Annotated in this window: 16 protein-coding genes; 11 read left to right on the top strand and 5 right to left on the bottom strand. The window is 66.0% G+C overall.

Annotation, left to right across the window (positions count from 1 at the left end; genetic code table 11):
- Positions 1-57: 57 nt before the first annotated feature.
- Positions 58-1,386, bottom strand: coding sequence for an omega-aminotransferase AptA (gene aptA / locus AC0WRY_RS07150; RefSeq protein WP_194406313.1), 1,329 nt, complete (start codon positions 1,384-1,386; stop codon positions 58-60).
- Between the two features lie 148 nt (positions 1,387-1,534).
- Between aptA and AC0WRY_RS07145 the strand changes: the two genes are divergently transcribed.
- The 3 genes from AC0WRY_RS07145 (at position 1,535) to AC0WRY_RS07135 (ending at position 4,048) form a co-directional block, all read left to right on the top strand.
- A complete protein-coding gene (locus tag AC0WRY_RS07145; protein ID WP_018646206.1) occupies positions 1,535-2,083 on the top strand; it encodes a cupin domain-containing protein in 549 nt (182 codons plus the stop codon).
- A gap of 190 nt (positions 2,084-2,273) precedes the next feature.
- On the top strand, positions 2,274-2,468 hold the full coding sequence (locus AC0WRY_RS07140; RefSeq protein ID WP_491122850.1) for a hypothetical protein: 195 nt from the start codon (positions 2,274-2,276) through the stop codon (positions 2,466-2,468).
- Between the two features lie 53 nt (positions 2,469-2,521).
- Entirely contained in the window at positions 2,522-4,048 is a 1,527-nt protein-coding gene (locus tag AC0WRY_RS07135; protein WP_194406311.1) for a lysozyme inhibitor LprI family protein, read from the top strand.
- Positions 4,049-4,237: 189 nt separating this feature from the next.
- Here AC0WRY_RS07135 and AC0WRY_RS07130 read toward each other — a convergent pair whose 3' ends face one another.
- Genes AC0WRY_RS07130 through AC0WRY_RS07120 form a run of 3 tightly spaced genes read right to left on the bottom strand, consistent with a single transcriptional unit; the run spans position 4,238 to position 8,041 of the window.
- Positions 4,238-6,499, bottom strand: coding sequence for a xanthine dehydrogenase family protein molybdopterin-binding subunit (locus AC0WRY_RS07130; protein ID WP_194406310.1), 2,262 nt, complete (start codon positions 6,497-6,499; stop codon positions 4,238-4,240).
- The gene (locus AC0WRY_RS07125; RefSeq protein ID WP_194406309.1) at positions 6,492-7,547 is read right to left on the bottom strand and encodes an FAD binding domain-containing protein; all 1,056 of its coding nucleotides are present in this window, start codon (positions 7,545-7,547) and stop codon (positions 6,492-6,494) included. Before AC0WRY_RS07125 ends, AC0WRY_RS07130 begins: the two co-directional genes overlap by 8 nt.
- The gene (locus AC0WRY_RS07120; RefSeq protein WP_194406308.1) at positions 7,544-8,041 is read right to left on the bottom strand and encodes a (2Fe-2S)-binding protein; all 498 of its coding nucleotides are present in this window, start codon (positions 8,039-8,041) and stop codon (positions 7,544-7,546) included. The genes AC0WRY_RS07125 and AC0WRY_RS07120 overlap by 4 nt, the downstream gene beginning before the upstream one ends.
- Positions 8,042-8,291: 250 nt before the next feature.
- On the opposite strand from AC0WRY_RS07120, the gene AC0WRY_RS07115 reads away from it, so the two are divergent.
- Both AC0WRY_RS07115 and AC0WRY_RS07110 read left to right on the top strand, forming a co-directional pair.
- Positions 8,292-8,945 carry a TetR/AcrR family transcriptional regulator gene (locus AC0WRY_RS07115; RefSeq protein WP_491122849.1) on the top strand — a complete coding sequence of 218 codons (654 nt, stop codon included), beginning with the start codon at positions 8,292-8,294 and terminating at the stop codon, positions 8,943-8,945.
- Positions 8,946-9,011: 66 nt separating this feature from the next.
- A complete protein-coding gene (locus tag AC0WRY_RS07110; protein ID WP_491122848.1) occupies positions 9,012-9,419 on the top strand; it encodes a DUF4864 domain-containing protein in 408 nt (135 codons plus the stop codon).
- Here AC0WRY_RS07110 and AC0WRY_RS07105 read toward each other — a convergent pair.
- Positions 9,416-10,681: an MFS transporter gene (locus AC0WRY_RS07105; protein WP_194406305.1), complete on the bottom strand. Its 1,266-nt coding sequence runs from the start codon at positions 10,679-10,681 to the stop codon at positions 9,416-9,418. The two genes, AC0WRY_RS07110 and AC0WRY_RS07105, sit on opposite strands and share 4 nt — an antisense overlap.
- Before the next feature lie 172 nt (positions 10,682-10,853).
- Between AC0WRY_RS07105 and AC0WRY_RS07100 the strand changes: the two genes are divergently transcribed.
- The 6 genes from AC0WRY_RS07100 to AC0WRY_RS07075 all read left to right on the top strand — a co-directional run bounded on the left by AC0WRY_RS07100 (position 10,854) and on the right by AC0WRY_RS07075 (position 15,206).
- On the top strand, positions 10,854-11,267 hold the full coding sequence (locus AC0WRY_RS07100; protein ID WP_491122847.1) for a hypothetical protein: 414 nt from the start codon (positions 10,854-10,856) through the stop codon (positions 11,265-11,267).
- Between the two features lie 75 nt (positions 11,268-11,342).
- Positions 11,343-11,618, top strand: coding sequence for a hypothetical protein (locus AC0WRY_RS07095; protein WP_491122846.1), 276 nt, complete (start codon positions 11,343-11,345; stop codon positions 11,616-11,618).
- Positions 11,619-11,627: 9 nt separating this feature from the next.
- Positions 11,628-13,055 carry a TolC family protein gene (locus AC0WRY_RS07090; protein WP_491122845.1) on the top strand — a complete coding sequence of 476 codons (1,428 nt, stop codon included), beginning with the start codon at positions 11,628-11,630 and terminating at the stop codon, positions 13,053-13,055.
- Between the two features lie 13 nt (positions 13,056-13,068).
- Positions 13,069-14,403: a multicopper oxidase family protein gene (locus AC0WRY_RS07085; RefSeq protein ID WP_491122844.1), complete on the top strand. Its 1,335-nt coding sequence runs from the start codon at positions 13,069-13,071 to the stop codon at positions 14,401-14,403.
- A gap of 32 nt (positions 14,404-14,435) precedes the next feature.
- Positions 14,436-14,888, top strand: a complete 453-nt coding sequence (locus AC0WRY_RS07080) for a cupredoxin domain-containing protein (RefSeq protein ID WP_194406300.1) — start codon at positions 14,436-14,438, stop codon at positions 14,886-14,888.
- Between the two features lie 15 nt (positions 14,889-14,903).
- Complete coding sequence (locus tag AC0WRY_RS07075; RefSeq protein WP_483072020.1) at positions 14,904-15,206, top strand: copper-binding protein; 303 nt, start codon at positions 14,904-14,906, stop codon at positions 15,204-15,206.
- Positions 15,207-15,414: the final 208 nt, after the last annotated feature.

The raw sequence follows: 15,414 nt of genomic DNA, 5'->3' as shown, positions 1-15,414 counted from the left end.
CCGCGGCATCGCGCTCGCCGCTGCAAGGACACGAACTCGCAACGGCGAGAGCAATTATCAGGCCACCTTCTTGATGGCGTCGCCGAGGATCGAGACCATCTGGTCGATGTGGCTCTTCTCGACGATGAGCGGAGGCGACATCGCGAAGGAGTCGCCGCTCATGCGCAGGTAAAGGCCGGTGTTGAAGCAGTCGACCATCACGTCATAGCCGCGCGCGCCGACAACGCCCTCGCGCGGCGCCAGCTCGACCGCGCCCATCAGGCCGCAATTGCGGATGTCGACGACGTTCGGCAGACCTTTCAGCGAATGCAGCGCATCGCGCCAATATTCGGCGATCGAGGCACCGCGCGTCAGCAGGCCTTCGTCCTTGTAGATGTCGAGCGTCGCGATGCCCGCGGCGCAGGCGGTCGGATGCGCCGAATAGGTGTAGCCGTGGAACAGCTCCATCTGGTTCTCGGGGCCGACCATCATGCCGTCATGCACCTTGCGGCTCGCAAACACCGCGCCGCAGGGAATGGTGCCGTTGGTGATGCCCTTGGCCGTCGTCATCAGGTCAGGCGTGACGCCGAAGAACTGGGCGGCGAACGGCGTGCCGAGACGGCCAAAGCCGGTGATGACCTCGTCGAAGATCAGGAGGATGCCGTGCTTGTCGCAGATCTCGCGCAGGCGCTGCAGATAGCCCTTCGGCGGCGGCAGCACCGCGGTCGAGCCGGGCACCGGCTCGACGATGACGGCGGCGATCGTCTCGGCGCCGTGCAGGCCGACCAGACGCTCGAGATCGTCGGCGAGCTCGGCGCCATATTCCGGCTGATCCTTGGCGAAGGCGTTGCGGCTGAGATCATGGGTATGGCGGATGTGGTCGACGCCCGGCAGCAGGGTGGTGAAGGCGCGGCGGTTGGCGACCATGCCGCCGACCGAGGTGCCGCCGAAGCCGACGCCGTGATAGCCGCGCTCGCGGCCGATCAGGCGGGTGCGGCTCGCCTGGCCGTTGGCACGGTGATAGGCCAGCGCGATCTTCAGCGCGGTGTCGACCGACTCGGAGCCGGAATTGGTGAAGAAGATGCGATCGAGGCCCTTCGGCGCGATCTCGGCGAGCCGCTCGGCGAAGTCGAACGCCAGCGGGTGGCCCATCTGGAACGAGGGCGCGAAATCCAGCGTCATCAGCTGGCGCTCGACGGCGGCGGCGATCTGCTTGCGGCCGTGGCCGGCATTGACGCACCAGAGGCCGGCCGAGCCGTCGATCACCTGGCGGCCGTCGACGGTGGTGTAGTGCATGCCCTCGGCCGAGGAGAACAGGCGGGGCGCCTTCTTGAACTGCCGGTTGGCCGTGAACGGCATCCAGAACGAGTCGGTCTTGATAGTGTTCGGAATCTGATGAAGGGTCACGGCCGCGCTCCTTTGCTGACCCCATAGCAGAGGCACGGCTTGGAATGCGCAACAAGTCCTTTTCTACCCTGCCGCAACCCATTGATTTAACTGGGGCCGCCGGTCCATATTTGCCCGATCCGCAACACCTGCAACACGAGACTTGGGCATGAGCGTCGACATCGGTGGACGGCTGCGATTCATCCGGGCGCGCCACAAGCTGTCGCAGCGCGAGCTGGCCAAGCGCGCCGGGGTCACCAATTCGACGATCTCGCTGATCGAGTCCAACCAGATGAACCCGTCGGTGGGCGCCCTCAAGCGCATCCTCGACGGCATCCCGATGGGACTCGCCGAATTCTTCGCGCTTGAACCGGAGTCACGACGCAAGATCTTCTATCGCGCCGAGGAACTGACCGAGGTCGGCAAGAAGCCGATCTCCTATCGACAGGTCGGCGACAATCTGTTCGGCCGCAGCCTGCAGATCCTGAAGGAGCGCTATGAGCCCGGCAGCGACACCGGTCGCGTCCACCTCGTCCATGACGGTGAGGAAGGCGGTATCGTGATCTCGGGCAAGCTCGAAGTCACCGTCGAGGACGAGCGCCGCATCCTCAACCCCGGCGATGCCTATTATTTCGAGAGCCGCCGCCCGCACCGCTTCCGCTGCGTCGGCGGCAAGCCCTGCGAGGTGATCTCGGCCTGCACGCCACCGACGTTCTGATGCAAGATCGGCCGCCCATCGCATGTCCTGCGCAGACACCGATATTTACGGAGCTTGAGCCATCTCAATTTCCGCAACGCCCAGGCGCGATATATTACGAAACGTAGCCGGCAGCCTGGCTTAGAGGTGCTGAGGTTATGGCCTCGGACTCCTAGGCTCTCCGGGGCCGCTTCGTAGACGGAGCTCGCGCATGAAGACCACCCCAGCCAATGCCCAAGCTGAAGCCTTGCGCAGCGTACCTCTGCGTGATGCCGACAAGCTCCACTCGCGCGAGCTGCGCAAGGCGATCGCCGAGTACATCGAGCTGCAGAAAGAAGCGGTGAAGGCGCTTCGCAGGAAGCTGAACTACCCCCCCGGCACGACGGCCTTTTCTGAACCTCAGTAACGCCGCGGACGACCAACGGGCAGGCACGATTCCGCTCCAGCCAAGGGCCGTCAATGTTCGCCCCCTTTCGCCTCGCGCTCGTCACTGCGACGGTCCTGCTCGCTCCCCTCACCTGCCACGCCATGGACGATTACCTCCGCGCCGCCAGCAGCGCGCCGACCGCGATCACGCTATGCGGCGAGACCAACGGCAACGGTACCGGGATCAAGCCAGCCATTTGCAGGGAAAAGGGCTACGACAAGCTCGTCGCCGCGATCGACAAATCGTTCGACACGGCGCTCGCTAAAGCGCCCGCAAGCATCCGGCCGCTCCTCAAGCGCGACGAGGCCTGGTTCAAAGAGATGATCGCGCAGGCCGGCGAGACCGTGCAGGAGGTCGATGAGGCCGAGCTCAGCGACAACTTCGTCGCGACGCTGCGCCGGCGCAAGGAAGCGCTCGACGAGATCGCCGGCGGCTTCGGCCACTACGGGCTCTCCGGCAAATGGGGCAATGCATTCGGAAACCTCACCATCTCACCGGATGCGAACGGCGCGCGGCGCATTGCGGTCGACATGAGCGCCTATTACGGCAGTGACAAGCATCGCCAATGCAAGCTGAGAGCGACGGTGACCAAGGCCGGCAGCTGGCTGAGCGGGACGATCCCACCGCCGGATGCCGGCCCAGCGAAGACCGCATCACCAGCAAGCCAGGAGCATGCCAAACCGGCAAAACTCCCGACGATCAAGCTCCGTCGCCAGGGCGAAACCCTGCGTGTCGTCATGACCGATGGCGACGATACGATCGGGGATCGTGACGAATGCGATGATCCCTCGCAGATCACCGGCACTTATTTCGCGAGCGGCAGCGGCGATATGGCCGACAAGGTCGAGACCTCCTTCGTCGCGCCGACCTTCGACTGTACGCGTCCGGAGACGGCGACGGACGAGGAAATCTGCGCCGACCCCGATCTCGCCGAGAACGATCAACGCTTGAACCGCGCCTGGAAGGCGCTGCTGCCGCGGCTCGACGATCCGACACGGCGCGCCTTGATGGAGGACCAGCGCAACTGGGTCCGCACGCAGACCGAGGAATTCGCCGAATTTCTCCATCCGGCCTGGGAGAAGCGGACCTCGGAGATGCACTTTACGGCCAGCGCGCGTGATCATGTCGGAGCCCTTCAGCGTGAGCGAATCGCGCTGCTGGAAGGTTTTGACGACAAGCGCGCAGGCCTCGCCGGCATCTGGCTTGCCTACAACGCGATACTCGAGATCACCGTCGACAAGGACGGCCGGCTGACCGCGCATGGCTGGAAATGGGAGCAGGGCGACTGGAAGGCCGGCTGCGACTACGACATGACCGGCAAGATGGCCGGCGCCACGTTCCGCGCCGACGAACAGCGCAAGAATCCTGACACGCTGGAGCGCGACCACGCCATGCTGATCGTCAACCGCCTCGACGATGCTTTTGCGAAGAAGCGCAGCGGCAAGGATGAGGACGACGAGGCGAAGTGCAAGCGACGGCTCGACAACTCCTCGACTGCACGGCTGTTTCCGGCGCGGCCCTCAGCCGACATCGACAACTTCTCCGGCTCGATCCGCTGAACCGAATGGCTTTTGGCCGAATCGGTGCCGCGGGTCGTCGACCTCTCCCGCTTACGGGAGAGGTCGCGCCAAAGGCGCGGGTGAGGGCTTTCTCCTCTAGGGGACCCCAATGCGGATACACCCTCTCCCCAACCCTCTCCCGCAGGCGGGAGCGCACCTCCGTCGTCGCGACGATCAAACTTCAACCCTTCAAGACGACGTCAGCAATTCCTCGATCCGGATCGGGAATTTGCGAACCCGTACGCCGGTCGCATGCCAGACGGCATTGGCGACGGCGCCGGCGCTGCCGGTGATGCCGATCTCGCCGACGCCCTTGATGCCGAGCGCATTCACATGCGGATCGTGCTCCTCGACCGTGATGACGTCGAGCGGCGGAACGTCGGCATTCACGGGGACGTGGTACTCGCCGAGATTGGCGTTCATGATGCGGCCGGTCCGGCGATCAGTAATTGCCTCTTCGTGCAGCGCGAAGGACAGGCCCCAGATCATGCCGCCGAACAGCTGGCTCTGCACCATCCTCGGATTGACGATCCGCCCGGCAGCGAAGGCGCCGACCATGCGGCTGACGCGGACCTGACCGAGCTCGGGATCGACCTTCACCTCCGCGAATACCGCGCCGTGGGCATGCATCGCGTACTCCTCCATCGCCGCCGGGTTCGGTGCGCCGGTGCCCCGCGCCTCGACCTCGGTGACGCCGGCACGCGCGAGGATCTCGGCGTAGCTCTCGCCGCGACGCTCGTCATCACGCCGGATCAACCGGCCGTCGCGCGCGATCACGCCGGCATTGCCGGCCCCGAACAGCGGCGAGCGCTCATCGCCGGTGGCGAGATCGGCGAGCTTGGCGATCACGGCCGCGCCCGCACTGTGGATTGCCGCGCCCGCCGTTGCCGTGTGCGCCGAGCCGCCGGCGATGCCGGCATCGGGCAGATCGGACGTCCCCGCCTTGAACTCGACGCGATCGATATCGAGCCCGAGTTCGTCGGCTGCGATCTGCGCCAGCGCGGTCCAGGCGCCCTGCCCCATGTCGTGCGCGCCGATCTCCATCACGCCTGAGCCGTCGCGCCGGATCGCCGCGCGGGCTTCCGCCTGAAACATCAGCGCCGGGAAGGTCGCGGTGCCCATGCCCCAACCGACCAGAAGCCCGGCATCGTCGCGCATCTGCCGCGGCTGCAGCGACCGCTTGGCCCAGCCGAAGCGCGCCGCGCCCTGCTCGTAGCATGCAAGCAACGCCTTCGACGAGAACGGCTTGCCGCTGATCGGCTCGACCTCGGCGTAGTTCTTCAGGCGGAAGGCGAGCGGATCCATGCCGCAGGCCCAGGCCATTTCGTCGATCGCACTCTCCAGCGCGATCGAGCCTGTCGCCTCGCCGGGCGCGCGCATGAACAGCGGCGTTCCCGTGTTGACGCGCACGGCGTCATGCGAGGTGCGGATGGCCGGCGCCGCATAGAGCGTGTGCGAGGCATCGGCCGCGGGCTCGTAGAAATCGTCGAACGTGCTCGACACCGTCCGCGCATGGTGATCGAGCGCGGTCAGGCGCCCCTCGCCGTCGGCGCCGAGGCGCAGGCGTTGGCGCGTCGGCGCGCGATGGCCGACCGGGCCGTACATCTGCTCGCGGCGCAGCACCAGCTTGATGGGCCTGCCGACCAGCTTGGCCGCCATGATGCCGAGCACCGGCGGACCGCCCATCAACCCCTTCGAGCCGAAGCCGCCGCCGAGGAAAGGACTGCGAATGTGGATCTTGTCGTGCGCGATGCCGAACAGTTCGGCAATACGCGCGAGCGACAGCATCAGGCCCTGGGTCGGCATGTCCACGGAGAGCCTGTCGCCGTCCCATTGAACCACGATCCCATGCGGCTCCATCGCGTTATGATATTGCGGCGGCGTCTCGTAAGTCGCATCGATCTGTTTCTCCGCCGAGGCAAGGCCCGCCTCGACATCGCCGCGGTGGTTCTCGGTGGGGTTGCCGACGCCGACGACGGGCGGCACGAAACTCTTGCCGGCGTCGAGCCCGACCAGCGGCGGCAACGTCTCGTAGCGCGGCGCCAGCAGCACCGCGCCTTCCGTCGCCGCTTCCAGCGTTTCCGCGATGACGACCGCGATGGGCTGGTTGGCGTAGCGGACTTCGTTGCTCTGCAACGCTTCCATCCGGAACACGAACGGGTTGGTCTTGATCTCCGGATCGATCGCGAGCTGTGGCTTGTGGTCCGGCGTCATGACGTCGACGACGCAGGGATGCCGCTTGGCGGCGGCGACATCGAGGAAGGTCACGCGGCCGCGCGCGATGCTGGAGACGGCGATCACCGCGTACAGCATGCCGGGCGGGTGATTGTCGGCGGCATAGGTCGCCTGTCCCGTGACCTTGAGGACGCCGTCACGGCGGGTCAGCGGCTGGCCGACGTTCGAGCCGTGCCGCAGATGCGCGGGGGTGCTGGTGAGATTGAGCTCAGGCATGGATGGCTCCGGAGGTCGAGGCAAAGGGAGAGGCCGGCAGCGCCGGCAGGCGCGCGGGCGTGCCCGCGGCGGCAAGTCGCAGCGCGCGCACGACGATGCGGCGCGCGAGCTCGATCTTGAAGGCGTTGTCGCCGGACGGTTTTGCATCGGTGAGCGCGCGCCAGGCAGCTTCCTGAAAGGCATCCGCCGTCGGCGCGACGCCCTTGAGTACATCTTCCGCCGCGCGGGCGCGCCAGGGCTTTGCGGCAACGCCGCCGAGCGCAAGCCGCGTCTCCGCGATCTTGCCGTTCTCGATCCGCAATGCAGCGGCGGCGGACACCACGGCGAAAGCGTAGGAGGTGCGTTCGCGGACCTTGAGGTAGCGCGCATGCGTCGCAAAGCCGCGCGCTGCCGGCGGCAGACGCACCGCGACGATGAGGTCGCCGGGCTCGAGCACGGATTCGCGCGCGGGCGCGTCGCCGGGCAAACGATGCAGCTCCTCGAGGGCGATCTCACGCCGGCCGCCTTTGCCCTCGATCTCGACGACGGCCTCGAGCGCGACGAGCGGCACGCAGAAATCCGAGGGGTGCGTGGCGATGCAGCTCTCGCTCCAGCCGAGCACGGCGTGGCCGCGGTTCTCGCCCTCGCGGGCGTCGCAACCGCTGCCGGCCTCGCGCTTGTTGCAGCGGCTGGCGGTGTCGTAGAAATATGCACAGCGCGTCCGCTGCAGCAGATTGCCGCCGACCGTCGCGGCATTGCGCAATTGCGCGGACGCACCGGAGAGCAGCGCCTCGGCGACGGCGGGATAAGTCTTTGCAAAGGCCGGGTCATGCGCGAGATCGGCATTGCTCACCAGCGCGCCGATGCGCAAGCTACCGTCGGCGAGAGTCTCGATGGCATCGAGCCCGTCGAGATGGGTGACGTCGACGAGGCGATCCGGCCGGCTGATATTGCCCTTCATCAGATCGAGCAGATTGGTGCCGGCGGCGAGATAGACCGCGCCCGGCTGGGACGCGGCGGCGACGGCCTCAGCAACCGTGGCGGGCCTGACATAATCGAACGGTTTCATGCCGAACGCCTCTGGTTGGTTTCGTCCATACGTCCTTGCGCGTCGAGCACGGCATCGACGATGCCCGCATAGGCGCCGCAGCGGCAAAGGTTGCCGCTCATGCATTCGCGGATGCGCTCGGGGTCGTTGCCGGCCTGCGCTTCCTGCATCATGCCGATCGCGCTCATGATCTGGCCGGGCGTGCAGAAGCCGCATTGAAAGCCGTCATGGGCAATGAAGGCGGCCTGCACCGGGTGCAGCTGGTCGCCCCGTGCGAGGCCTTCGATGGTGAGGATGTCGGCGCCGTCATGGCTGATGGCGAGCGCGAGGCAGGAGTTGATGCGCTTGCCGTCGACCAGAATGGTGCAGGCGCCGCACTGGCCGCGGTCGCATCCCTTCTTGGTTCCGGTGAGATGGAGGCGCTCACGCAGGAGATCGAGCAGCGTGACGCGCGGATCGTCGAGGACGAAATCGCGCCGCGCACCGTTCACGGTGAGGCTGATGGAGTGGTTCATACAAGGCTCCGATCAGATTTGGACATGAGTCATCGCGCAGCGCGCCACCGCCGTGGCCGCTGTCAATATGCGCCAGCCAGGCGGAAGCCGGCCAACATCAGGACGAAGATACGGAGGCACCCTCCGCTTAACAAGGGCCGCCGAAAAATATTTGGAATTCGTCAAAAGCCCGTGCGCCGACAACGCGATGCAGCCCTGCGGGGGTCCGACAAGGGTTCAATCTAACCAATTCGTGATCTACATTGGCCGCATGGACGACCACACCGACCCCATTCGAAAGCCCCGTGCCGACGCCGTGCGCAATCGCGAGCGCGTGTTAGAGGCGGCCAAGCTGGTGTTCAATGCCGGCGGCCCGGAGGCCAGCCTGGAAGCCGTGGCCAAACGCGCCGGCGTCGGCATCGGCACGCTCTATCGGCATTTTCCGACGCGCGAGGATCTGTTCGAGGCGGTGTATCGGCGCGAGGTCGAGCAGCTCAGCGAGCTCGCCGAACATTTACGAACCGCTAAGGACCCGGTCGACGCGCTTCGCCGCTGGCTGCGCTCAGGTGTCGAATTCGTCGCCACCAAAAAGGGGATGGTGGCAGCCCTGGCGCTTGCGGTGCAAAGCGGGTCCGAGCTGCACGCCTTCTCGTTCGATCGCCTGACCAAGGCGACCGGCTCGCTGCTCGACCGCGCAGTTTCGGCCGGCGAGTTGCGCGCCGACATCGGTCCGGAGGACCTGCTGCGCGCGTTCTTCGGCATGTGCTACATCCACGACCAGCCGGGCTGGCAGTCAACCGCACTGCGGCTCCTCGACGTGTTCGTCGACGGCCTGCGGGTGCAGCCGGCGGGCAAGGCCAGGACAGGGCTCAGCAAGGCGCGCACCGCCAGGCCCGCCAAACCCGCGGTGAAACCCAAGCGATAGCGCCGCCGTATTTCCCTGAGGTCATGCTAGGATCAGCATCGCCGGGATTTCAACGCGGAGCCTGTCATGCGCATTGCCGCCTTGCTCGTCGCCATCAGCCTTGTCTTCGGCTCTACCGCAACCCTCGCCGACGATGTCGCCGCTGCACAGGGCGTCATCCGTGCCCAGGAGCAGGCTCTTGCGCGTGACGATGCGGCCGCGGCCTATTCCCATGCCGCACCGGCGATCAAGGAGATTTTCTCCGCGCCCGACGTCTTCATGTCGATGGTGCGAAGCGGCTACGCGCCGATCTACCGGCACAAGAGCTTCGAGTTCGGCGAGAGCAAGATCGAAGGCGGCTGGATCGCGCAGCGCGTTCATATCATCGACGCCAATGGCGAAGCAGGGATCGCGCTGTACACGCTCGAGCAACAGCCGGACGGCAGCTACAAGATCACCGGCTGTTCGCTGCTGAAGGCGGGACAGGCGGTCTAGGTCGCGAAACCCGGGCCGGTTCTGACCGAGCCCATCCGTGAGCGGATCAAGAGCAGCACGACGATGGCGATGTTCAGCGCGTTCCAGGCCACGCCGTTGGTGAACGCCGCGGCATACGAGCCGGTGGCATCGAAGATCACGCCCGACACCCAGCCGCCGAAGGACATGCCGAACACGGAGGCGAAGATCACGATGCCGACGCGCGTCGCCGCCTCGCTCGCCGGCATCGCCTCGCGCACGATGATGGCATAGCTCGGCACGATGCCGCCCTGGAACAGGCCGAACATCGCGGAGATGAGATAGAGCGAGGTGAGACTGTCGAAGAACAGATAGAACACCAGCGCGAAGCCCTGCGCCAGCGATCCGACCAGCAGCGTGCGGATGCCGCCGATCTTGTCGGCGAGATAGCCGGAGCCGATCCGGCTGATGATGCCGCAAGCCATCATCAAGGACAGCATCTCGGCGCCGCGCGCCACGCCGTAGCCGAGATCGCCGCAATAGGCGACGATATGCACCTGTGGCATCGCCATGGCGACGCAGCAGGAGATGCTGGCGATCGAGAGCAGCACCGTCAGCGTGTTGGTCGAAAGCTTGAGATCGACGCGGGGCGGCGGCGCATTGGCGTGATCGCGGACATGGTCGTCGCCCATCTGCGCGCGCAGCACGAGGACCAGGAGCGCCATCGTGCTGGCGCAGACGATGCCGATGCCGATATGGGTGTAACGCCAGCCGATCGTTTCCGTCCCCCAGCTCACGATCGGCGGCCACATCGTCCCGGCGACATAATTGCCGCTGGCGACGATGGTCACGGCAAGGCCGCGATAGCGCTCGAACCAGTGCGAAGCTTCCGCCATCAGCGGCGCGAAGGTCGCGGAGGTGCCGAGGCCGATCAGGAAATAGGCGGCGACGAACTGCCAAAGCTGGGTCGACAAGCCTGCGAGCACATTGGCGATGCCGAGAAAGGCGATGCTGATCGCCATCGCGAGCACGATGCCGAACCTATCGGTGATCTTGCCGGCGATCACGCCGCCGAGCCCGAAGCCGAACATCATCAGGGTGAAGGCCAGCGACACCGCGCCGCGCGTGGCACCGAATTCGGCCTGCACCACGGGAATCACGACCACGACCGCCCACATGCCGACGGCACCGATCGAGCCGATCACAAGCGCAAGGACGAGACGCACCCAGGCCTGACGCGAGTCAGGGGTGAAGGACGCAGGTGTTTGTCCTGAATGATTTGGTGCGTGCACGGGGCGGACCATGACCCTCAGAATGTCGCATGGTCAAGCATCGTGGCGCGATATTGGGCATGCGCGGTGCACTGCGGTAATAAGCTCTTGGCGAATGCGTCTTTTGCCATTAGTTTGCAATCAGCGTGTGCAATTGCCGCGCGGAACACTTGTCGGCCGAATGTTGCTGCGATTGACACGATCGATGCGGATCAGGGTGGGGCGGATCATCGCCCTCGCCTATCTGTTCTGCGTGCTCGCGCCGGCGGCAAGCCTTGCCTGGGGCAGCGGCCCGGCGCCGTGTCTTGATGAATCCTTGCTGGCGGATGCCATGCCGGTGCATCACCAGATGGCGGCGGCTCACACGCATGGCGGCGCGATACACGACCATGCACACGCCCAGCAGCAGACCGCCGCGCAGGATGCACCCGCCTCGCATCATCACGGCGGCAAAGGAGCCGTCGGGCCCTGCTGCGCGATGATGTGCGTGAGCGCGTTGCCGGCCGATCTTCCCACCGTCGCCAAGCCGCTTCTGCCCGTCTCCGCCTGCGCGCCCGAGATCGTGGCCAGCCTGCACAGCGCGGCGCCGCCCCTGCACTACCGCCCTCCCATCGCCTGATCTGACGCGTCGATTTCGGGCCGTTGCGCGCGTTTGCGCGCGCGGACCTGTGGTCTTTCAGATCAGGGATAAATCATGCTTACGCTTTCCGGGGCGGAGTCCGCCGCATCATCTGCGGTGCGTGGACGACACTTTCGATTCCATTGGCCGCTGCTGGCCGCAACTGCGCTGGCGCTGTCCGGCTGCATGCCGGCGACCACGCAGGTCGCGGCCGCCGATCCCGCGGCGAAGGTCGCGCCTGTCGGCTATCGGTCGACCATTTCGCCCTACACCGGCCTGCGGCCTGCGGCGCCGGCCCCGTGGCGCGGCCGCAACGACGCGGTGACGCGGCAGCCGAAGCAAGACAAGTAGGAGCGCGCCATGACACGCCATCTTGCGCGAGGCCTGCTTGTCCTCACCGCGTTCAGCGTCTCCGGCTGCGCCGCTTTCTCGCCCGACAGCGGGATGAACGCGGTCTCCGAGCTGACGAGCCAGACCATCAACAAGGACGTCGCCTTCGTGCGAACGGCGGAGGGCGCCGGCGCGGTCGACGCGCGCGTACACCAATTGCTGGCGCGCACGCTGAGCGTCGACAGTGCCGTGCAGATCGCGCTGCTCAACAACAAGGGACTGCAGGCCGCCTATAACGAGCTTGCCTTGGCGGAGACTGATCTGGTCGAGCAGAGCCTGCCACCCAACCCGGTATTCTCGATCTCGCGCATCACAGGCAATGGCGCCAGCGAGATCGAGCGCCAGGTGGTCGGTGACATCCTCGCGCTCGCCACCCTGCCGTTCCGCTCCGACATTGCCCGCGAACGCTTCCGCCAGGCCCAATTGCGCGCAGCTTTGGCGACGCTGCGCCTCGCCGCCGACGTCCGCCGCACCTATGTACGCGCCGTCTCAGGCAACGAGATGGTGGGGCTGCTGACGGACGCGAAGGCGACGGCGGAATCGACCGCACAGCTCGCCGTCAAGCTCGGCGAGACCGGCTCCCTCAACAAGCTGGACCAGGCCCGCGAGCAGGTGTTCTACGCCGAGACCACCGCCGACCTCGCCACCGCGCGACAGACGGCGGCGAGCGCACGCGAAAGGCTGGCGCGCCTGATGGGGCTGTGGGACGGCGGCCTCGACTTCCGCCTGCCAAACCAATTGCCGCCGCTGCCGCGCCGGCCGCAGGCCCTGCCTCGAATCGAAGCCGACGCGGTCGGCCATCGCGTCGACCTGCAGATCGCGCGGCTCGAGCTGAACGCGCTGGCGAAAGCGCTTGATCTCACCGAGGCGACGCGTTTCGTCACCCTGCTCGATCTCGCCGGCATCTCCCGTCGCACCCAGGACCCCGAAGGAGCGCCATTCCGTGAGCGCGGCTTCGACGTCCAATTCCAGATCCCGATCTTCGACGGCGGCGAGGTGCGGGTGCGGCAGGCGGCGGAGACCTACAATCTCGCCTTCAACCGCCTCACCGAGCGCGCCGTCAACGTGCGCTCCGAGGCGCGCGATGCCTATCGCGTCTATCGCTCGACCTACGACATCGCCAGCCACTACCAGCGCGAGATCATCCCCTTGCGCAAGATCATCACCGAGGAGATGCAGCTGCGCTTCTCCAGCATGCAGGTCGACATCTTCGCGCTGCTCACCGAGGCGCGGCAGCGCCTCGCGTCGCTGCGCGGTGCGATCGACGCCAGGCAACGATTCTTCCTCGCCCAGGCCGACTTGCAGACCGCCGTCAACGGCGGCGGGGCGCCGGCCGCCGGCGGCGACAATCCAACCACCATCGCCGCGGCAGCACCTGCCGATGGCGGCGGCCACTGAGATGGAGACCAGGATGTTTTCCCGCCGAGGATTTTTGGGGACTGCCGCGCTGGTCGGCGCATCCGCGGTTCAAGGCCGCGTGCAGGCCGCGTCGATTCCGGAAGCCCCAACCATGGACAAGGTGGTGATGCAGCCGCCGCTGCACCCGATCAGCGGGCCCGACTATCGCCCCGTCGTCACGCTGAACGGCTGGTCGCTGCCGTTCCGCATGAACGGCGACTGGAAGGAATTCCATCTCGTCGCCGAACCCGTGGTGCGCGAATTCGCGGAAGGAATGAAGGTGAATTTGTGGGGCTATAACGGCCAGTCGCCGGGCCCGACGATCGAGGCGGTAGAGGGCGACAAGGTCCGCATCTTCGTGACCAACCGCTTGCCCGAATACACCACCGTGCACTGGCACGGCATGATCATCCCGAGCGGCATGGACGGCGTCGGCGGCCTGAACCAGCCGCACATCGATCCCGGCAAGACCTTCGTCTACGAGTTCGAGATGAGGAAGAGCGGGACCTTCATGTACCACCCGCATTCCGACGAGATGGTGCAGATGGCGATGGGGATGATGGGCATGGTCGTCGTGCATCCGCGCGACCCCGGCTTCCGGCCCGTCGATCGCGACTTCGTCTTCGTGATGAGCACCTATCGCGTCGACCCCGGCACCTATCTGCCGCATGTCAACGAGATGACCGACTTCAACATGTGGACCTGGAACGCGCGGGTGTTTCCCGGCATCGATCCCTTGGCGGTGCGACTCGGCGACAAGGTGCGCGTGCGCATCGGCAATCTCAGCATGACCAACCATCCGATCCACCTGCACGGCCACAGTTTTGCGGTGACCTGCACCGACGGCGGCTGGGTGCCGGAGAGCGCGCAATATCCGGAGACGACGACGGACGTGCCGGTCGGTGCCGTCAGGGTGTTCGACGTGCTCGCCGACAATCCCGGCGACTGGGCGTTCCACTGCCACAAGTCGCATCACACCATGAACGCGATGGGACACGACGTGCGCAATTTGATCGGCGTGTCGCGCAAGGATCTCGCCAAGGCCGTCGGCAAGCTCGCGCCTGACGGCATGGCGATGGGCTCGACCGGCATGGCGATGGGCAACATGGAGATGCCCGCGCCCGACAACACGCTGCCGATGATGACGGGCACCGGCCAGTTCGGCGCGATCGAGATGGGCGGCATGTTCACGGTGATGAAGATCCGCGAGAACCTTGCGCGCGACGATTACCGCGATCCCGGCCCGTACAAATTCCCGCAAGGCACCGTCGCCTACGAGGTCGCGGCGCCGGCCGCGGAGCCGGCACGGCAGCGGCCGGACAGCCCGCCGATGAAACACAAGATGTGAGCGTTTCGATGAACCACCAACTGGAGATGACGATGAAGACGATCAAACTTGGCCTCGCGCTGCTTGCGCTGTCCGCTGCGCCGGCCCTTGCGCACGACAAGCACACTCATGCGAATTTTTCGGCCGGCGAGCCCGGCGATCCCAACAAGCCCGCGCGCACGATCGAGATCCTGCTCAACGAGATGGACTACGCACCCGCCCGGATCGAGGTCAAGCGCGGCGAGCAGATCCGCTTCGTGCTGCGCAATGTCGGCAAGGAGGACCACGAATTCCTGCTCGCCACCACCAATGAGAATCTCGCGCATGCGGTGGAGATGAAGAAGCATCCGCACATGGAGCACGACGATCCCAATGGGGTCAGGCTCGCGCCGCAAAAGACGGCCGAGGTCCTCTGGAAATTCAGCAAGCCCGGGACGTTCGAATATTCGTGCCTCATTCCCGACCACCGCGACAACGGCATGGTCGGCCACGTCACCGTCAAGTAACGACAAGGAGCTCCCATGAACCGCATCATCAACATTACCGCCGCGCTGGCGTTGACGCTGAGCGTTACCACCGCAGCTTTGGCGGCCGGGGCTGCTGCGATCAGCGGCGAGGTCAAGAAGATCGACGAGGGCGCCGGCAAGATCACACTCAAGCACGGGCCGGCCAAGAGCCTCGGCATGGATGACCCCATGACCATGGTCTATCGCGTCAAGGACCCCGCCATGCTCAAGCAGGTCAAGGTCGGCGACAAGGTGACCTTCGAGGCCGAGGAAGCGGCGTCGGGGTATACGGTGACCAAGATGGAGAGGGCGAAGTAGGGCCCTCCTCCCATTGTCATTCCGGGCGCGCGCAGCGCGAACCCGGAATCCATTCATCGACCACCTCTGCGCCCCGATGGATTCCGGGTTCGCCCTTTGGGCGCCCCGGAATAACGGGCTAAATCGGCCCGGTCCGCTCCTCTTCCCGCCCCTCCGTTAACCCTTTGCTAACCATACACCCGGCAAGAATTGCCGGGTGAAGTCGAGT

Source organism: Bradyrhizobium sp. T-12 (assembly GCF_058314695.1).
The sequence above is the reverse complement of the archived record's forward strand: the minus strand, read 5'-3'. Positions and strand labels throughout refer to the sequence as shown.

Excerpts from the sequence above, each read along its gene's own strand:
- AC0WRY_RS07145 (WP_018646206.1), top strand. The coding sequence starts at position 1,535 with ATGAGCGTCGACATCGGTGGACGGCTGCGATTCATCCGGGCGCGCCAC.
- AC0WRY_RS07140 (WP_491122850.1), top strand. The coding sequence starts at position 2,274 with ATGAAGACCACCCCAGCCAATGCCCAAGCTGAAGCCTTGCGCAGCGTA.
- AC0WRY_RS07135 (WP_194406311.1), top strand. The coding sequence starts at position 2,522 with ATGTTCGCCCCCTTTCGCCTCGCGCTCGTCACTGCGACGGTCCTGCTC.
- AC0WRY_RS07130 (WP_194406310.1), bottom strand. The coding sequence starts at position 6,499 with ATGCCTGAGCTCAATCTCACCAGCACCCCCGCGCATCTGCGGCACGGC.
- AC0WRY_RS07125 (WP_194406309.1), bottom strand. The coding sequence starts at position 7,547 with ATGAAACCGTTCGATTATGTCAGGCCCGCCACGGTTGCTGAGGCCGTC.
- AC0WRY_RS07120 (WP_194406308.1), bottom strand. The coding sequence starts at position 8,041 with ATGAACCACTCCATCAGCCTCACCGTGAACGGTGCGCGGCGCGATTTC.
- AC0WRY_RS07115 (WP_491122849.1), top strand. The coding sequence starts at position 8,292 with ATGGACGACCACACCGACCCCATTCGAAAGCCCCGTGCCGACGCCGTG.
- AC0WRY_RS07110 (WP_491122848.1), top strand. The coding sequence starts at position 9,012 with ATGCGCATTGCCGCCTTGCTCGTCGCCATCAGCCTTGTCTTCGGCTCT.
- AC0WRY_RS07105 (WP_194406305.1), bottom strand. The coding sequence starts at position 10,681 with ATGGTCCGCCCCGTGCACGCACCAAATCATTCAGGACAAACACCTGCG.
- AC0WRY_RS07100 (WP_491122847.1), top strand. The coding sequence starts at position 10,854 with ATGCGGATCAGGGTGGGGCGGATCATCGCCCTCGCCTATCTGTTCTGC.
- AC0WRY_RS07095 (WP_491122846.1), top strand. The coding sequence starts at position 11,343 with ATGCTTACGCTTTCCGGGGCGGAGTCCGCCGCATCATCTGCGGTGCGT.
- AC0WRY_RS07090 (WP_491122845.1), top strand. The coding sequence starts at position 11,628 with ATGACACGCCATCTTGCGCGAGGCCTGCTTGTCCTCACCGCGTTCAGC.
- AC0WRY_RS07085 (WP_491122844.1), top strand. The coding sequence starts at position 13,069 with ATGTTTTCCCGCCGAGGATTTTTGGGGACTGCCGCGCTGGTCGGCGCA.
- AC0WRY_RS07080 (WP_194406300.1), top strand. The coding sequence starts at position 14,436 with ATGAAGACGATCAAACTTGGCCTCGCGCTGCTTGCGCTGTCCGCTGCG.
- AC0WRY_RS07075 (WP_483072020.1), top strand. The coding sequence starts at position 14,904 with ATGAACCGCATCATCAACATTACCGCCGCGCTGGCGTTGACGCTGAGC.